At 60.2% G+C, this 14322-nt stretch carries 16 protein-coding genes; 15 read left to right on the forward strand and 1 reads right to left on the reverse strand.

The window, feature by feature from the left end; genetic code table 11:
* Positions 1-56 precede the first annotated feature (56 nt).
* The 4 genes from mepA (at position 57) to dapB (ending at position 3654) form a co-directional block, all read left to right on the forward strand.
* Positions 57-1109: a penicillin-insensitive murein endopeptidase gene (mepA, locus tag QSK43_RS02335; protein ID WP_332302154.1), complete on the forward strand. Its 1053-nt coding sequence runs from the start codon at positions 57-59 to the stop codon at positions 1107-1109.
* Positions 1110-1210: 101 nt separating this feature from the next.
* Positions 1211-1594, forward strand: a complete 384-nt coding sequence (locus QSK43_RS02340) for a methylglyoxal synthase (RefSeq protein WP_045018100.1) — start codon at positions 1211-1213, stop codon at positions 1592-1594.
* A gap of 88 nt (positions 1595-1682) precedes the next feature.
* On the forward strand, positions 1683-2705 hold the full coding sequence (locus QSK43_RS02345; RefSeq protein ID WP_332302155.1) for a glucokinase: 1023 nt from the start codon (positions 1683-1685) through the stop codon (positions 2703-2705).
* A 121-nt stretch (positions 2706-2826) separates the two neighbouring features.
* Positions 2827-3654, forward strand: a complete 828-nt coding sequence (gene dapB, locus QSK43_RS02350; protein WP_332302156.1) for a 4-hydroxy-tetrahydrodipicolinate reductase — start codon at positions 2827-2829, stop codon at positions 3652-3654.
* Positions 3655-3670: 16 nt separating this feature from the next.
* Here the strand turns inward: dapB and phnF are convergent, their stop codons facing one another.
* On the reverse strand, positions 3671-4408 hold the full coding sequence (gene phnF / locus QSK43_RS02355) for a phosphonate metabolism transcriptional regulator PhnF (protein WP_332302157.1): 738 nt from the start codon (positions 4406-4408) through the stop codon (positions 3671-3673).
* 82 nt (positions 4409-4490) lie between these two features.
* Here phnF and phnG point away from each other — a divergent pair, with 82 nt between their 5' ends.
* From phnG to phnE (QSK43_RS02410), 11 genes are all read left to right on the forward strand, one after another.
* Entirely contained in the window at positions 4491-4952 is a 462-nt protein-coding gene (phnG, locus tag QSK43_RS02360; protein ID WP_332302158.1) for a phosphonate C-P lyase system protein PhnG, read from the forward strand.
* Positions 4952-5560: a phosphonate C-P lyase system protein PhnH gene (gene phnH, locus QSK43_RS02365; RefSeq protein ID WP_332302159.1), complete on the forward strand. Its 609-nt coding sequence runs from the start codon at positions 4952-4954 to the stop codon at positions 5558-5560. The genes phnG and phnH overlap by 1 nt, the downstream gene beginning before the upstream one ends.
* 1 nt (position 5561) lies before the next feature.
* A complete protein-coding gene (locus QSK43_RS02370; RefSeq protein ID WP_332302160.1) occupies positions 5562-6671 on the forward strand; it encodes a carbon-phosphorus lyase complex subunit PhnI in 1110 nt (369 codons plus the stop codon).
* 133 nt (positions 6672-6804) lie between these two features.
* Positions 6805-7707, forward strand: a complete 903-nt coding sequence (locus QSK43_RS02375) for an alpha-D-ribose 1-methylphosphonate 5-phosphate C-P-lyase PhnJ (RefSeq protein ID WP_045018087.1) — start codon at positions 6805-6807, stop codon at positions 7705-7707.
* Positions 7704-8480 carry a phosphonate C-P lyase system protein PhnK gene (phnK, locus tag QSK43_RS02380; protein ID WP_045018085.1) on the forward strand — a complete coding sequence of 259 codons (777 nt, stop codon included), beginning with the start codon at positions 7704-7706 and terminating at the stop codon, positions 8478-8480. The genes QSK43_RS02375 and phnK overlap by 4 nt, the downstream gene beginning before the upstream one ends.
* A 4-nt stretch (positions 8481-8484) precedes the next feature.
* A complete protein-coding gene (gene phnL / locus QSK43_RS02385) occupies positions 8485-9192 on the forward strand; it encodes a phosphonate C-P lyase system protein PhnL (protein ID WP_332302161.1) in 708 nt (235 codons plus the stop codon).
* Positions 9189-9806: a transferase hexapeptide repeat family protein gene (locus QSK43_RS02390; protein WP_332302162.1), complete on the forward strand. Its 618-nt coding sequence runs from the start codon at positions 9189-9191 to the stop codon at positions 9804-9806. The genes phnL and QSK43_RS02390 overlap by 4 nt, the downstream gene beginning before the upstream one ends.
* Positions 9807-10044: 238 nt before the next feature.
* A complete protein-coding gene (phnC, locus tag QSK43_RS02395) occupies positions 10045-10905 on the forward strand; it encodes a phosphonate ABC transporter ATP-binding protein (protein WP_332302163.1) in 861 nt (286 codons plus the stop codon).
* A gap of 85 nt (positions 10906-10990) precedes the next feature.
* A complete protein-coding gene (phnD, locus tag QSK43_RS02400; RefSeq protein ID WP_332302164.1) occupies positions 10991-11896 on the forward strand; it encodes a phosphonate ABC transporter substrate-binding protein in 906 nt (301 codons plus the stop codon).
* A 71-nt stretch (positions 11897-11967) separates the two neighbouring features.
* Positions 11968-12954 (forward strand): phosphonate ABC transporter, permease protein PhnE, encoded by a 987-nt coding sequence (gene phnE / locus QSK43_RS02405; RefSeq protein WP_045018076.1) that lies wholly within the window; start codon positions 11968-11970, stop codon positions 12952-12954.
* Entirely contained in the window at positions 12954-14303 is a 1350-nt protein-coding gene (gene phnE / locus QSK43_RS02410) for a phosphonate ABC transporter, permease protein PhnE (protein ID WP_332302165.1), read from the forward strand. The genes phnE (QSK43_RS02405) and phnE (QSK43_RS02410) overlap by 1 nt, the downstream gene beginning before the upstream one ends.
* Positions 14304-14322: the final 19 nt, after the last annotated feature.

A 14322-nucleotide genomic window follows, 5' to 3' on the forward strand; every position in this document is an offset into this window, starting at 1 on the left:
ATTCCAGTTTATCCTGAGGGGCGAGAGAATCATTTGGTCGGAGCGGGCACGAATATATGACGGCGGGATCATCGAGAGTTTTCAAGGCGGCCATGCTGGCGATTTCGGTCGTTTCCGCGCTTCAGTTGCAGACGCAAACCGCATTTGCCGAGGACAGGCCCGCGAAAGAAGTGTTCGGCCATCTCGACCTGCCGTCCGCCAACGCTTCGCAGCCCATCGGCTCCTATGCCAAGGGATGCCAGTCCGGCGCCATCGCCATGCCGCCGGATGGCCCTACATGGCAAGCCATGCGTCTTTCCCGTAATCGCAACTGGGGCCAGCCGCAGCTGATTTCCTTCCTTGAACGGTTTTCGCAGGATGCGCAGAAAATCGGCTGGCCGGGGCTGTTGCTCGGCGACATTTCCCAGCCGCGCGGCGGACCGATGCTGACCGGCCATGCCTCGCACCAGATCGGCCTCGATGTCGACGTCTGGTGGCGGCCCATGCCGAACCCCAGGCTGAGCGTGCAGCAGCGCGAGACGCTGCCTTTCGTCTCCATGCTGGACAAGGCCAAGTTCCTGACGGTGGATGACCGCAAATGGTCGCCGCTCAATGCCCGTCTGGTGATGATGGCGGCAAGCTATCCGCAGGTGGAGCGGGTCTTCGTCAACCCGGCGATCAAGCAGAAACTTTGCCAGACATGGACCGGCGACCGCACCTTCATGGGCAAGATCAGGCCGATCTACGGTCACGACGAACATTTCCACATCCGGCTGGAATGCCCGCCCGGTGCTCCAAACTGCAAACCGCAGGCGGAGGTCGGCAAAGGCGACGGTTGCGACAAGTCGCTTGCCTGGTGGTTCACCAAGGAACCATGGGCACCGCCGAAGAAAGACCCCAATGCCAAGCCGGTGAAACCCCGTCAGGTCATGGTCTCCGATCTGCCCGCAGCCTGCGCCGTCGTGGCTGCCGCCCCATCCGCCAATCCGGAAGGTTTTGCTGCTCAGGCATATTCCCCGGCGCAGGCCGTGCGGCAGCAAGGCGTGGAACAGATCATTCAAAGTGCTCCGGCGGCCATTCAGCCGCCTTCGGATATTCCGCTCCCGACCCAGCGCCCGACATTGAACTGAAACAGAAATGGGGCATTAAACAGCTTCCCTTTTCAAATGGCGGCAAGCTGTTATAGAAGGCTTCAAATCGATTTAATTCTTTACCGGGGACAGGCAGGGACATGGCAGGACAACGCTGTATCGCGCTCATCGCTCACGACGAGAAAAAAGACGATATGGCGGATTTCGCACGTCATCATCAAAAAGTGCTTTCGAACTTTAAAATCGTCGCCACCGGAACGACCGGCGGTCGCGTTCAGGAAGCCTGTCCCGAACTGAGCGTCATTCGTCTCAAGAGTGGCCCGCTTGGCGGCGACCAGCAGATCGGCGCGATGATCGCCACCGGCGAAGTTGACATGCTGATCTTCTTCACAGACCCGCTGACGGCGATGCCGCATGATGTGGACGTGAAGGCGCTGACCCGGCTTGCCACGGTCTACGACATTCCCATGGCGCTCAACCGCGCCACCGCAGAAAAACTGGTGGACTTCAACGTCGCCGGATAATTCATAAATATAAGACGCGGGATTTCAGGCGAAAACCGCACATATTTTTCGCCATCCCGCTCCAGCCCCCACCAATATGGAACAGGCAATGCCGAAGACGTCCGATACCGAATATCTTTCCTTCCCGATCCTTCTTGGCGACATCGGCGGCACCAATGCCCGCTTTTCCATCCTGCTCGATTCCTTCGCCGAGCCCATGCATCTGACCAGTGTCAAGACGGCGGAATACGAGACGATCGACGACGCTATCCAGCAGGCGGTTCTGGACAAGACATCGCTTCAGCCGGTCTCGACCATCCTTGCAATTGCGGGGCCCATCGAAGGCGACGAGATTCCGCTGACCAATTGCGACTGGGTCGTCAAACCGAAGGATATGCTGGCCAAACTTGGCCTGAAGGACGTCATCGTCATCAACGACTTCGAGGCGCAGGCTTTGGCAATCGCCGCCCTTGACGACGACAACCGGGAGTCCATCGGCTCCGGCAAGAAGGACATGCTGGCGTCGCGCGTGGTTCTCGGACCGGGCACGGGCCTTGGCGTCGCCGGGCTGGTCTATGCCCGCCATATGTGGTTTCCGGTGCCGGGCGAAGGCGGCCATATCGACATCGGCCCCAGAAGTGCGCGCGACTATGCGGTTTTCCCGCATATCGAAACCATCGAGGGCCGCGTTGCGGGCGAACAGATCCTGTGCGGGCGCGGGCTGGTCAATCTTTACCGGGGCATCTGCGCTGCCGATGGCATCGAACCTATCTTTTCCGATCCGGCCGACATCACCTCGCATGGGCTTTCGGGCCAGAACCCGCAGGCGAAGGAAACGCTTTCACTTTTCAGCACCTATCTCGGCCGCGTGGCAGGCGACCTTGCCTTGATCTTCATGGCCAAGGGCGGCGTCTATCTGGCCGGCGGCATTTCTCAGAAAATCATTCCGGCGCTGAAAAGCCCGGAATTCCGGGCGGCGTTCGAGGACAAGGCGCCGCACAGCGCCCTGATGCGCAGCATTCCGACCTTCGTCGTCACCCATCCGCAGGCGGCCCTTTCGGGTCTCGCCACTTACGCCCGCACGCCTTCGGATTTCGGCCTTTCGCTCGATGGGCGGCGGTGGAGAGCCTGACCGGTTCCCGGGACAGGATAGGGTTGCGAAGCGGGCGGACGGTCTTTAACGTCGATGACGTATAGGTCGGTGTGATGGATGGCTGCCTTGAACGGCAGGACGTGAAAAAGTGAGTGAAGGCATGAGCAGCAGCGAGATGAAACTGGTCGTGGTTGGTGCGGCGGGCCGCATGGGACAGGCATTGATCCGCCTCATTCACCAGACGCCGGGTGTGACGCTGCATGCCGCCGTCGCACGCGAAGGGTCCGCCTTTGTCGGCCGCGATGCCGGCGAGATCTCAGGCCTTGGACCTATCGGCGTCGAAATCACCAGCGATCCCTTGCAGGCCTTCCTTCATGCAGAAGGGGTGGTCGATTTTACCTCGCCCGCAACCAGCGTAACTTTCGCGGGGCTGGCCGCGCAGGCCCGCATCGTGCACGTCATCGGCACCACAGGCTGCACACCGGAAGACGAGGAAAAATTCAAGGCGGCTTCACGCCATGCCCGCATCGTCAAGTCGGGCAATATGAGCCTAGGCGTCAATCTTCTTAGCGTTCTGACGCAGCAGGCGGCGCAAGCGCTCGATGCACAGAACTGGGATATCGAAATCCTTGAAATGCATCATAAACACAAGGTGGATGCACCTTCCGGGACGGCATTGCTGCTCGGTGAAGCGGCGGCGGCGGGCCGCAAGGTCGATCTGACAACCTCTTCCGTTCGCGTGCGCGATGGGCATACGGGTGCGCGTGAGACGGGAACCATCGGTTTCGCCACGCTGCGCGGCGGTTCGGTGATCGGCGAACATTCGGTGATCTTCGCAGGCGAGGGAGAACGCGTCGAACTTTCCCACTATGCCGGCGACCGCTCCATCTTCGCACGCGGCGCGATCGCGGCGGCCGTCTGGGCGCTCGACAAAAAGCCGGGCTTCTATTCGATGCTGGATGTGCTCGGCCTTTCGCAGACGGAATAGGACCTCCGGCTGCTCCTTAATTTTCCACCGTGAACTCGACCGTATCGGCTGAAAACCGGCTGATGGCATATTGCACCGGGATGCCGTCCATATCCGCGTTCAGCGCCTGAGTGACGAGCAGGATTGCGCCCGGCGACAATTCGAGATCGGCCAGATCCTGCATATCCGCGTGGCTGGCGGAAATGACGGTGGAGATGCGCACATAGTCCGCCACGCCCAGCATTTCGAAGGCGGCGGTGATCGATCCACTTTTTTGATAGGCTTCCCCTATCCCTGAAAAACGGTCCGCCGGAAACCATGTGGTCGAGCGGGAAACCGGCCGGCTGTCGGCCTTGCGCAGGGTTTCCAGACGCACAAGCGGTGCGCCCGGCTGCAATTGCAGCCGTGCCGCCAGATCGGCATTTGCCGGCTCCGTGGTGTGGGAAAGAAGCAGCGCCTGCATTTCCTTCACCTGATCGCTGATACCCGCCGTGAACCGCGTGCGCAGTGAAATCGGAAAGCTCAGGCGTTCCTTGCGCGCAATCATCGTGCCGCGCCCCTGCCTCGGCTCGAGGATACCTTCGCTTGCCAGCGTGGCAATGGCGCTTCTGACCGTGTGACGGTTGACGCCGAATTTTTCGGCCAGCGTGATTTCCGGCGGCAACATGCCGGTTTCGTCGTGATCGCCCGCCGCGATCTCGCCCCTGATCCTGTCGGCGATCTGCCGCCAGAGCGCCACGCCGTTCTTTCTTTTCATCGCTGCCGAAGGGCTCATGTCACACGCTTGTCATTCATCGACGTTAATTGTAGCTTATATTGTATGGTTGTCTATATCAATAGACATTAGAGGTCAAGCGATGAATCACGAAGCGGCGAATTCACATGTGGAAAGGAAACGGGTGGCAGCACTTCTTGCCCGCGCCACCGTTCAGGAACTTGAGACGGTCTGGACCCGGCAGGATGCCAGCCCGCAGACGGAAAACGTGCGCGGACCTGAAACGGGTCTCGTCATGGTCAAGGGCCGTATCGGCGGCGGCGGCGCGCCTTTCAATCTGGGCGAAACAACCGTGACAAGGGCAACCGTGAAGCTTGCATCCGGCACCGTCGGTCATGCGCATGTTCTCGGCACCGGCCGCAAGAAGGCCTGGTATGCAGCGGTTTTCGACGCGCTCTGGCAGGAAAGCCCGACCCGCGATTTCATCGAGACCGAGCTTCTTTCACCGGTCGAAAAAAGGCTGACCGAAGAGACGAACCGAAAAGCCAAAGAAACCGCCGCAACCCGGGTCGATTTCTTCACCATGGTTCGAGGAGAGGATTGATGAGCGTCAAGGCCGAAGCATTGACGGGCGGTTTTTCCGACGCCGTCTTCGATTCACAACGGATTTTCAAGAAACTCATGGATGGCATGGCCCGGCCGGGCACGCCGCAAACGATCGAAACGGCGGTTGCCCCACCGCTGCCGCTTGGCAACGCGACCGGCGCCGTTCTTCTGGCACTTTGCGACCATGATACGCCGGTCTGGCTGAGCGGCGCGCTGCGGAAAACCGCAGTACCGGGATGGATCGGATTTCATACCGGAGCTATTCCAACGGAAGAGAAGGGTGCGGCGCATTTCGCCGTCATCGAGGCGGGAAGCGCAATTGCCTCCTTCGGTCTCTTTGCCCAGGGAACTCAGGAATATCCTGACCGTTCCACGACGGTCATCATCGAATTGCCCGATCTCGACGGCGGACGGGAACTGCTTCTGTCCGGTCCCGGCATCCGTCACATCAACGTCATCAGCCCTTCCTGCCTGCCGGATATGTTCCCGAGGCTGTGGGCGGAGAACAACGCCATCTTCCCGCGCGGCATCGACATCATCCTGACGGCCGGCGACAAGTTCGTTTGCCTGCCGCGCACGACGCGCATTCAACCCGTGGAGGCATAAGATGTATGTTGCTGTCAAAGGCGGCGAAACCGCCATCGCCAACGCACACCGGCTTCTGGCCGACAAGCGGCGCGGAGACCGCGACCTGCCCGCCATGACGGTGGCGCAGATCGTTTCACAGCTTTCGCTCGCGGTCGACCGCGTCATGGCGGAGGCTTCGCTTTACGACCAGTCGCTTGCCGCCCTTGCCGTCAAGCAGTCTCGCGGCGACATGATCGAAGCCATATTCCTGCTGCGCGCCTACCGCACGACCCTGCCCCGTTTCGGCTATTCGGTCCCGGTGGATACCGCCAAAATGACGGTTCACCGCCGCGTTTCCGCGACCTACAAGGATCTGCCGGGCGGGCAATTGCTGGGACCGACCTTCGACTACACCCACCGCCTGCTCGATCCCTCGCTTCTCGAAGACGAGAGCGTAGAGACTGCCGCCCGACGTGAAGGGGAGCCCGAATATGTCATGCGCGTTTCCGATATTCTGGCGGAAGAAGGGTTGATCGAAAACGACGGCGACATGGCGGACGACCATATTGCCGGTGATCTGACACGGGAACCGATGGAGTTTCCAATGCCGCGCGACCTGCGCCTGCAATCGCTCGCGCGCGGTGACGAGGGCTTTCTTCTCGCCCTCGCCTATTCAACGCAACGCGGTTACGGCCGCACGCATCCGTTTGTCGGCGAAATCCGCATCGGCGAAGTAGAGGTGGAGCTGGATGTGCCGGAACTCGGTTTTTCCGTTTCCCTCGGCGATATTCAGGTCACCGAATGCCAGATGGTCAACCAGTTCAAGGGTTCGGCCAAGGCGCCACCGCAATTCACCCGCGGTTACGGCCTGGTGTTTGGCCAGAGCGAACGTAAGGCGATGGCCATGTCGCTGGTGGACCGCGCGCTGCGCGCCGGCGAGTTCGGCGAGGATGTGATTGCCCCGGCGCAAGACGAGGAATTCGTCATCTCACACGCCGACAACGTTCAGGCGACGGGCTTCGTCGAGCATCTGAAATTGCCGCACTACGTGGATTTTCAGGCTGAACTCGGTCTGGTGAGGAAGATGCGCGCCGATTTCGACGCGATCAACTCCAATGGTGCGGAATGGATGGGCGATGCGGCCGAATAGCTCAGCGGTTGCCCTGCTCGCCAAACCAATAGGCGCAAAACACGGTCGATGCTGCAAATACAGCAAAGAACACGGCTGCAAGAATTCCAATCTCCATGAGCTTGTACTCCTTTTTTCGCAAGGTTAACGCGCAATGCTTGAAGAAGTTTCATTCGACGACGGGCTGGCTGCCTACAACTTCGCCTATCTGGACGAACAGACCAAGCGGATGATCCGCCGGGCGATCCTGAAGGCGATTGCCATTCCCGGTTATCAGGTTCCCTTCGCCTCCCGTGAAATGCCCATGCCCTATGGCTGGGGCACCGGCGGCGTGCAGGTGACGGCCTCCATCCTCGGTCCCGACGATGTGCTGAAGGTGATCGACCAGGGGGCCGACGACACCACCAACGCCGTTTCCATTCGCGCCTTTTTCCAGAAGGTGGCGAATGTGGCCGTTACCACCCGCACCAGGGACGCGACCATCATCCAGACGCGGCACCGCATTCCCGAGGAAGAACTGCATTCGGGACAGGTGCTCGTCTATCAGGTTCCCATCCCCGAACCCTTACGTTTCCTCGAGCCGCGCGAGACCGAGACCCGCGTCATGCACGCGCTGGAGGAATACGGCCTGATGCACGTCAAGCTCTATGAGGACATCGCCCGCAACGGCCGCATCTCCACCACCTATGCCTATCCGGTGAAAGTTGCCGGACGTTACGTGATGGACCCCTCGCCGACCCCGAAATTCGACAATCCGAAAATGCACCTGTCGGACGCCCTGCAATTGTTCGGCGCCGGGCGCGAAAAGCGCATTTACGCCGTTCCGCCCTATACGGATGTCGTCAGCCTGGATTTCGAAGACCATCCGTTTGAAATCCAACGCTTCGACAAGCCCTGTGCATTGTGCGGTGGGGAGAACGTCTATCTGGACGAGGTGGTGCTGGACGACAAGGGCGGGCGGATGTTCGTCTGCTCCGATACCGACCATTGTGAGGACCGCCGCGCCCATGGCCACAAGGGCCACCTGCTGGCGGATGTGAAGGAGGCCGCAGAATGAGCGACACACCGCTTCTGAAAGTCAGGGACGTTTCCAAATATTACGGCGACCGGGCCGGTTGCCGCAACGTCTCCTTCGAGCTTTTTCCCGGCGAGGTTCTGGCAATCGTCGGTGAATCCGGCTCCGGCAAGACCACGCTTCTCAACTGCATTTCCACCCGGCTGATGCCGACGGCGGGCAGCGTGGAATATCGTATGCGCGACGGCTCGGTGCGCGACCTCTATCATATGGGCGAGGCTGAACGGCGTTTCCTGATGCGGACGGACTGGGGTTTCGTGCACCAGAATCCGGCGGACGGGCTGCGCATGGCGGTTTCGGCCGGCGCAAATGTCGGCGAGCGCCTGATGGCTGTCGGCAACCGGCACTACGGCAACATCCGGCAATCGGCCAGCGAGTGGCTGGAGCGGGTGGAAATCGGCACCGACCGTATCGACGACCAGCCGCGCGCCTTTTCCGGCGGCATGCGCCAGCGTCTGCAGATCGCCCGCAATCTGGTGACCTCGCCGCGTCTCGTTTTCATGGATGAACCGACCGGCGGCCTCGATGTCTCCGTGCAGGCACGCCTGCTCGATCTCGTGCGCGGCCTCGTCAACGACCTCGGCCTCGCCGTCGTCGTCGTCACCCATGATCTGGCAGTCGCGCGGCTTCTTTCTCACCGCATGATGGTGATGAAGGGTGGCGACGTCATCGAGCACGGCCTGACCGACCGGGTGCTGGACGATCCGCGCGAGCCCTACACGCAATTGCTTGTTTCCTCCATTTTGCAGGTTTGATGCCATGTCGACGCCTCTTATCGTTTCGGAAGTCTTCAAAAGCTTCACCATGCATCTTCGCGACGGCATCGAACTGCCGGTCGTGCGCGATGTCAGTTTTTCCGTTTCCGGCGGCGAATGTGTCGTGCTCGGCGGCCCGTCCGGCATCGGCAAAAGCTCGATCCTGAAAATGCTCTATGGCAATTACGCCATCGACAGCGGGCAGATCCTCATCCGCCACCAGGGTCAGGTCATCGACATGGGCAGCGCTTCGCCGCGCACCATCCTCGATATTCGCCACCGCACCATCGGTTATGTCAGCCAGTTTCTTCGCACGGTGCCGCGCGTTCCGGCTATCGACGTCGTCGCGGAACCGCTTTTCGCACGCAAGGTCGCCGCAGAAGAGGCGCGCGAGCAGGCCGCCGTTCTGCTTTCGAAACTCAACCTGCCACGGGAATTGTGGTCGCTTCCACCAGCCACCTTTTCCGGCGGTGAACAGCAGCGCGTGAACATCGCGCGCGGCTTCATTACCGACCATGCAATCCTGCTTCTCGATGAGCCGACCGCCTCGCTGGACGCCGTCAACCGGCGCGTGGTTGTCGACATGATCGTCGAGAAAAAAGAGAAGGGCACCGCGCTGCTCGGCATTTTCCATGACGAGGAAGTGCGGGAAGCCGTGGCCGACCGCATTTTGGACGTTTCGAAATTTTCGCCCCGGAAGGCAGCGGCGTGAGTGTCAAGGTCGGGCTGGAACCCGTCATCCACGAAACCGCCCGCGTCACCAATTCATCGATCGGCCGTTATACCGAAGTTTCGGAACGTTGCCGCATCGAGGAAGTGGAGATGGGCGACTATTCCTATGTCATGCAGGATGGCGCCATCTGGTGCGCCAGCATCGGCAAATTCGTCAACATCGCCGCCGCTGTCCGCATCAACGCGACCAATCATCCGATGTCGCGCGCCACGCTCCACCATTTCACCTACCGTGCCCGCAGCTATTGGGACGACGCCGAGGATGAAACGGACTTCTTCGCCGCCCGCCGCGCCAAGCGCGTGGTGATCGGCCACGATGTATGGATCGGCCATGGCGCGACAATCCTGCCCGGCGTGACCGTTGGAAACGGCGCGGTGATCGGCGCGGGCGCGGTCGTTTCGAAAAATGTCGCACCCTATATCATCGTTGGTGGCGTGCCCGCCCGGCTGATCCGCGAACGCTTCCCGGCGGACCTTGGCCAACGCATGGACGATCTCAAATGGTGGGACTGGGACCACACAAGGCTGCGCGGTGCGCTGGATGATTTCCGCACCCTCGCCGCCGAGGATTTCGTGGCGAAATACGCCGGGTAAAAACCGACCCGCGCGGAAGAAATAGCAGATTCCGGGGCCATGCTCCGGGGTCTGCACAGCCACGTCTGCGAGGCGTCGGGTGGGTTTCAACCCATTGGCACGGCTGCAAAAAGGTTTGTCGGCGAACACGCGGATCCCGTGTCTGCGGATTCTGTAATATTTTCTTCATCAAACTGACATTCACGCTTCATGCACCGCTGTTAGGTCGAACCCCGTAACAAGAAGATTGGACGGGGAAATGAGCTTTCACCTGAAGCAGGTCACGCGCCGTTTCGGCAACCACACTGCGGTCGATGCCGTGAATGTGGAAATTCCGCAAGGCCAGATGGTAGGCGTGATCGGACGTTCGGGCGCGGGAAAATCGACGCTGCTGCGTATGATCAATCGCCTCGTTGACCCTTCCTCGGGTTCCATCCATTTCAACGACATTGAAGTCTCGTCGCTGAAGGGCGCCGCCCTGCGCAACTGGCAGCGCGATTGCGCCATGATCTTCCAGCAGTTCAATCTGGTACCGCGCCTCGACGTGCTCACCAATGTCATGCTCGGCCGCCTAAACCACCGTTCGACGGCGCTCAGCCTCTTCAACATCTTCACGAATGACGAGCGTCTGATGGCGATCGCCGCCCTCGAACGGCTCGGCATCGAACATGTGGCGATGCAGGCGGCAGGCACGCTTTCCGGCGGCCAGCAGCAGCGCGTCGCCATCGCCCGGGCGCTGATGCAGTCTCCGAAGATGGTTCTGGCCGACGAGCCGATCGCCTCCCTCGATCCTCTGAACGCCAAGATCGTTATGGATGCACTGCGCGACATCAACGAGCGTGAAGGCATCACCGTGATGACCAATCTGCATACGCTGGATACCGCGCGCAATTATTGCGAACGCATCATCGGCATGTCGCATGGCCGCGTCGTCTTCGACGGAACGCCTGCCGAGCTGACGGCTGCGGCCGTCACGGAAATCTACGGCACGGATTCGCACGGGGCCGGCATCGACGAGACCATGACCTCGACCAGCATCAATATTCCCGGCGCGCAGCTTGCCACGCGTCCGGTACAGCAATCTGCCGGTCCCGAACCGCTGGCTCTGGCCGGGCTCTGAGGAACCGCTCAGCATCGTTTGCGCCCGCGTCAAGGGCCGATACTTCACAACAAACTCCGGCTCGCCGGGAAACAGGAGAAAGTCCATGTTGAAGAAAATCCTTCTTTCGGCAGTCGCCCTTGGCGTTCTGGCCGGTTCCGCCATGGCTCAGGACGTCAAGGTCCTGCGTATCGGTCTCGACGGTTCCGAAAACGAAGCCGACCAGATCCGCAACACGAAATGCGTTGCCGATGGCCTGAAAGCCGCGACCGGCGTTTCCGAAGTTCAGGTTTTCCCGTCGCCGGACTATAACGGCGTGATCCAGGGCCTGCTCGGCGGCACCATCGACATCGCTTCCATGGGCGCTTCCTCTTACGCCAAGATCGCCCTTGCCGATCCGAAGGCTGTCGATCCGATCCTCACCACTGCCGGCGCCGACGGTTCGACCGGCTATTACACGATCATGGTTGCCCGCAAGGACAGCGGCATCAAGAAGCTGGCGGACGCCAAGGGCAAGAAGATCGGCTTTGCCGATCCTGACTCCACCTCGGGCTTCCTCGTCCCGAACGTGGCGATCCCGAAGGAAACCGGCGTTCCGGTCAAGGAATATTTCGCTGAAACCGGCTTTGGCGGCGGTCATGAGAACCTCGTTCTCGCGGTTCTCGACAAGAAGTTCGACGTCGGCACGACGTTCGGTTCGGGCGTAGGCAAATGGGAAGAAGGCTACACCGCCGGCAACCTTTACCAGATGGTCAAGAAGGGCAACCTCGACATGGACGATCTCGTCGAAGTCTGGAAGTCCCCGCTGATCCCGAACGGTCCGCTCATGGTCGCAAACAAGATCGGCGACAGCATGAAGCAGAAGGTCGAGAGCTTCTTCATGGAACTGCCGAAGAAGGACCTCGCATGCTTCCAGGGCTTCAGCCAGGGCAAGAACACCGGCTACGTCAAGGTCGATCCGTCCTTCTACCAGACGATCATCGACGCCCGTAAGTCCGTTATCGGCGGCTGATCCTGACATCATGTTCCGAAAGCGGCGGTGCCTTGCGGCATCGCCGCTTTTGCCAATAAAGGAAGAGCGGCATGGCGACCACACTGCAACCCGGTAACCTCAAGCCCGAGGGGTTGAGCGCATCGTCCCGAACGGTCATGCGTCATTATCAACAGCAGCTTGCGACACGGCGGATTTATACCGTCATTTCGCTCGTGGTCTTTCTGATCATTCTCGCAGCGTCGCTGAATTTCGCCAATGAGGCGAATTCGGGAAAATTCTTCGAGCGCCTGCCGTATTTCTTCGACTTCCTGAAAACCTTCGTGCCGGACAGCCCGCTTGAAATCTTCCGCGCGATGTTCGACCTGCCCTCGCCGTATGACAACGGTTCGATGAAATACAACTATGTCGCGGATCGCGTTTACGTCACCGACAGCTTTTACATCCCGCATTTCATTTACCAGCTGATCATCACCCTCAACATCGCGCTGGTCTCGACGATCATCGGCACGAGCTTTGCTTTCGTGCTCTGCTTCTTCGCTTCCACCAATCTTGTCGGTTCGGGGATCGTCCGCTGGGTCGTGCGTCGGGTGATGGAAGTCCTGCGCGCCTTTCCGGAGATCGTCGTCGCCGGATTGCTGACCGCCATTTTATCGATCGGACCGATCGCTGCGATCATCGCGATTTCCGTTCACACGATCGGGGCACTGGGCAAGCTGTTCTTCGAAGTCGTGGAAAATGCCGATATGAAGGCGGATGAAGGCCTTCGCGCCGCCGGCGCCAACTGGCTGGAGCGGGTGCGTTTCGCCATCGTGCCTCAGGTTCTGCCCAATTTCGTTTCCTACGCATTATTGCGCGGCGAAATCAACGTGCGTGCCTCGACCATCATCGGTGCGGTCGGCGGCGGCGGCATCGGCGAGGTCTTCCGGCTCTCGATCGGTAACGACCACGCATCCAAGACCTATGCCATCATCATCCTGCTGCTGATCACCATCATCGCCGTTGACCAATTTTCCGGCTGGCTGCGCCGCAGGCTGATCGGTCATCAATCCTTCGAATTCGGACGGGGAGCGGCCTGATGTCCTCCAGCTTCATTCTCAACACCGCTGACCGTGAAAGGCTGACTGCTGCACATCCCGCAATTTTCAATCGCGGGTTCATGCAGCGATACGGCTTTCTGACCGGTATTGTCGCTGTCCTCGTCTATCTCACCGCCTGCTTTTTCTTCTTCAATGTTGGTCCCGCTTTCATGCAGGGCCGGTGGGATCGGGCTTCGAGCTATATTCAGGACTGGTATTCCTGGCGCGCCCAGCCACGCCTTCGTTTCGAAGACGGCAAGGTGAACCCGCAGTGGTCAAGCCGCATGCAATATCCCGCCGATGCGCCGATCGACTGGCTGCAACCCTTGCCGGACGGCGGTTACAGCGTAGTTTACGCAGGAACCGAAAATCGTCTCGACGTGACGCCGGCGCGGGTGGATGTCTATGTTGACGGCAAGAACTATCCCGTCATCATCGACGGCGAGGCAGCTCTGGCGCCCGTGGTCCTGCCGCAACAGATCCAGCAGGACGGCAACAAGGTTCTCGTGCATTATGGTTTCGCTGGCCAGGCGGAAATCCGTACCAGCCAGGTCTATGTGCAGCGTCGCTTCCTCGGATGGGCGAATTTCCTGTTCGATACCAAATCGGAATTCTGGGGTAAGGGCTACGGCGACCTTGCCGCGCTGGCGCTGTGGGGGGAGAGGCTCGATCCCGAACGCTCCAATATCAGCCACATGGTCGATGATTTCCTCGATAACGGTGTCTGGCAGCACGCCGATATTTTTTCCAAGCTGATACAGACGCTGGTGATGGCCTTCGTGGGCACACTGCTCGGCACGCTCGTCGCCTTGCCGCTCGCCTTTATCGCCGCACGCAATATCACCGCCAACAGGGCCGCCAACTGGGGCATGAAGCGCCTGTTCGACTTTCTGCGCTCGATCGACATGCTGATCTGGGCGCTGTTCTTCACCCGCAGCTTCGGCCCCGGCCCGATACCCGGCATTGCCGCGATCTTCTTCACCGATACCGGAGCGCTCGGCAAGGTCTATGCCGAAGCGCTGGAGAATGTGGACGACAAGCAGCGCGAGGGCGTTAAATCCGTTGGCGCGCCCCCGATAGCCGTAAATCGTTTCGGCGTGCTGCCGCAGGTTCTGCCGGTCTTCATTTCCCAGTCGCTTTATTTCTGGGAAAGCAACATCCGATCCGCCACAATCATCGGCGCGGTGGGTGCGGGCGGCATCGGCCTGAAACTGCTGGAAGCGATGGGCACGAACGCCGACTGGGACAAGGTCGCCTACATGGTCCTGCTCATCCTCTTCATCGTATTCCTGTTCGATCATATCTCGAACGCCCTGCGGTCACGTCTGATCGGAAAAACACAGCACTAGATCACAATGCCGGGGCGGC

Origin of the sequence: Rhizobium sp. GR12, from assembly GCF_036596185.1 — a bacterium.
Classification (GTDB): domain Bacteria; phylum Pseudomonadota; class Alphaproteobacteria; order Rhizobiales; family Rhizobiaceae; genus Agrobacterium; species Agrobacterium nepotum.

What these genes read in the sequence shown, in the direction of transcription:
- QSK43_RS02370 (WP_332302160.1), top strand. Translation starts at nt 5,562, where the DNA reads ATGTATGTTGCTGTCAAAGGCGGCGAAACCGCCATCGCCAACGCACAC.
- phnE (WP_332302165.1), top strand. Translation starts at nt 12,954, where the DNA reads ATGTCCTCCAGCTTCATTCTCAACACCGCTGACCGTGAAAGGCTGACT.
- phnD (WP_332302164.1), top strand. Translation starts at nt 10,991, where the DNA reads ATGTTGAAGAAAATCCTTCTTTCGGCAGTCGCCCTTGGCGTTCTGGCC.
- phnL (WP_332302161.1), top strand. Translation starts at nt 8,485, where the DNA reads ATGTCGACGCCTCTTATCGTTTCGGAAGTCTTCAAAAGCTTCACCATG.
- QSK43_RS02340 (WP_045018100.1), top strand. Translation starts at nt 1,211, where the DNA reads ATGGCAGGACAACGCTGTATCGCGCTCATCGCTCACGACGAGAAAAAA.
- phnH (WP_332302159.1), top strand. Translation starts at nt 4,952, where the DNA reads ATGAGCGTCAAGGCCGAAGCATTGACGGGCGGTTTTTCCGACGCCGTC.
- mepA (WP_332302154.1), top strand. Translation starts at nt 57, where the DNA reads ATGACGGCGGGATCATCGAGAGTTTTCAAGGCGGCCATGCTGGCGATT.
- QSK43_RS02345 (WP_332302155.1), top strand. Translation starts at nt 1,683, where the DNA reads ATGCCGAAGACGTCCGATACCGAATATCTTTCCTTCCCGATCCTTCTT.
- phnK (WP_045018085.1), top strand. Translation starts at nt 7,704, where the DNA reads ATGAGCGACACACCGCTTCTGAAAGTCAGGGACGTTTCCAAATATTAC.
- phnF (WP_332302157.1), bottom strand. Translation starts at nt 4,408, where the DNA reads ATGAGCCCTTCGGCAGCGATGAAAAGAAAGAACGGCGTGGCGCTCTGG.
- phnE (WP_045018076.1), top strand. Translation starts at nt 11,968, where the DNA reads ATGGCGACCACACTGCAACCCGGTAACCTCAAGCCCGAGGGGTTGAGC.
- phnG (WP_332302158.1), top strand. Translation starts at nt 4,491, where the DNA reads ATGAATCACGAAGCGGCGAATTCACATGTGGAAAGGAAACGGGTGGCA.
- dapB (WP_332302156.1), top strand. Translation starts at nt 2,827, where the DNA reads ATGAGCAGCAGCGAGATGAAACTGGTCGTGGTTGGTGCGGCGGGCCGC.
- QSK43_RS02375 (WP_045018087.1), top strand. Translation starts at nt 6,805, where the DNA reads ATGCTTGAAGAAGTTTCATTCGACGACGGGCTGGCTGCCTACAACTTC.
- phnC (WP_332302163.1), top strand. Translation starts at nt 10,045, where the DNA reads ATGAGCTTTCACCTGAAGCAGGTCACGCGCCGTTTCGGCAACCACACT.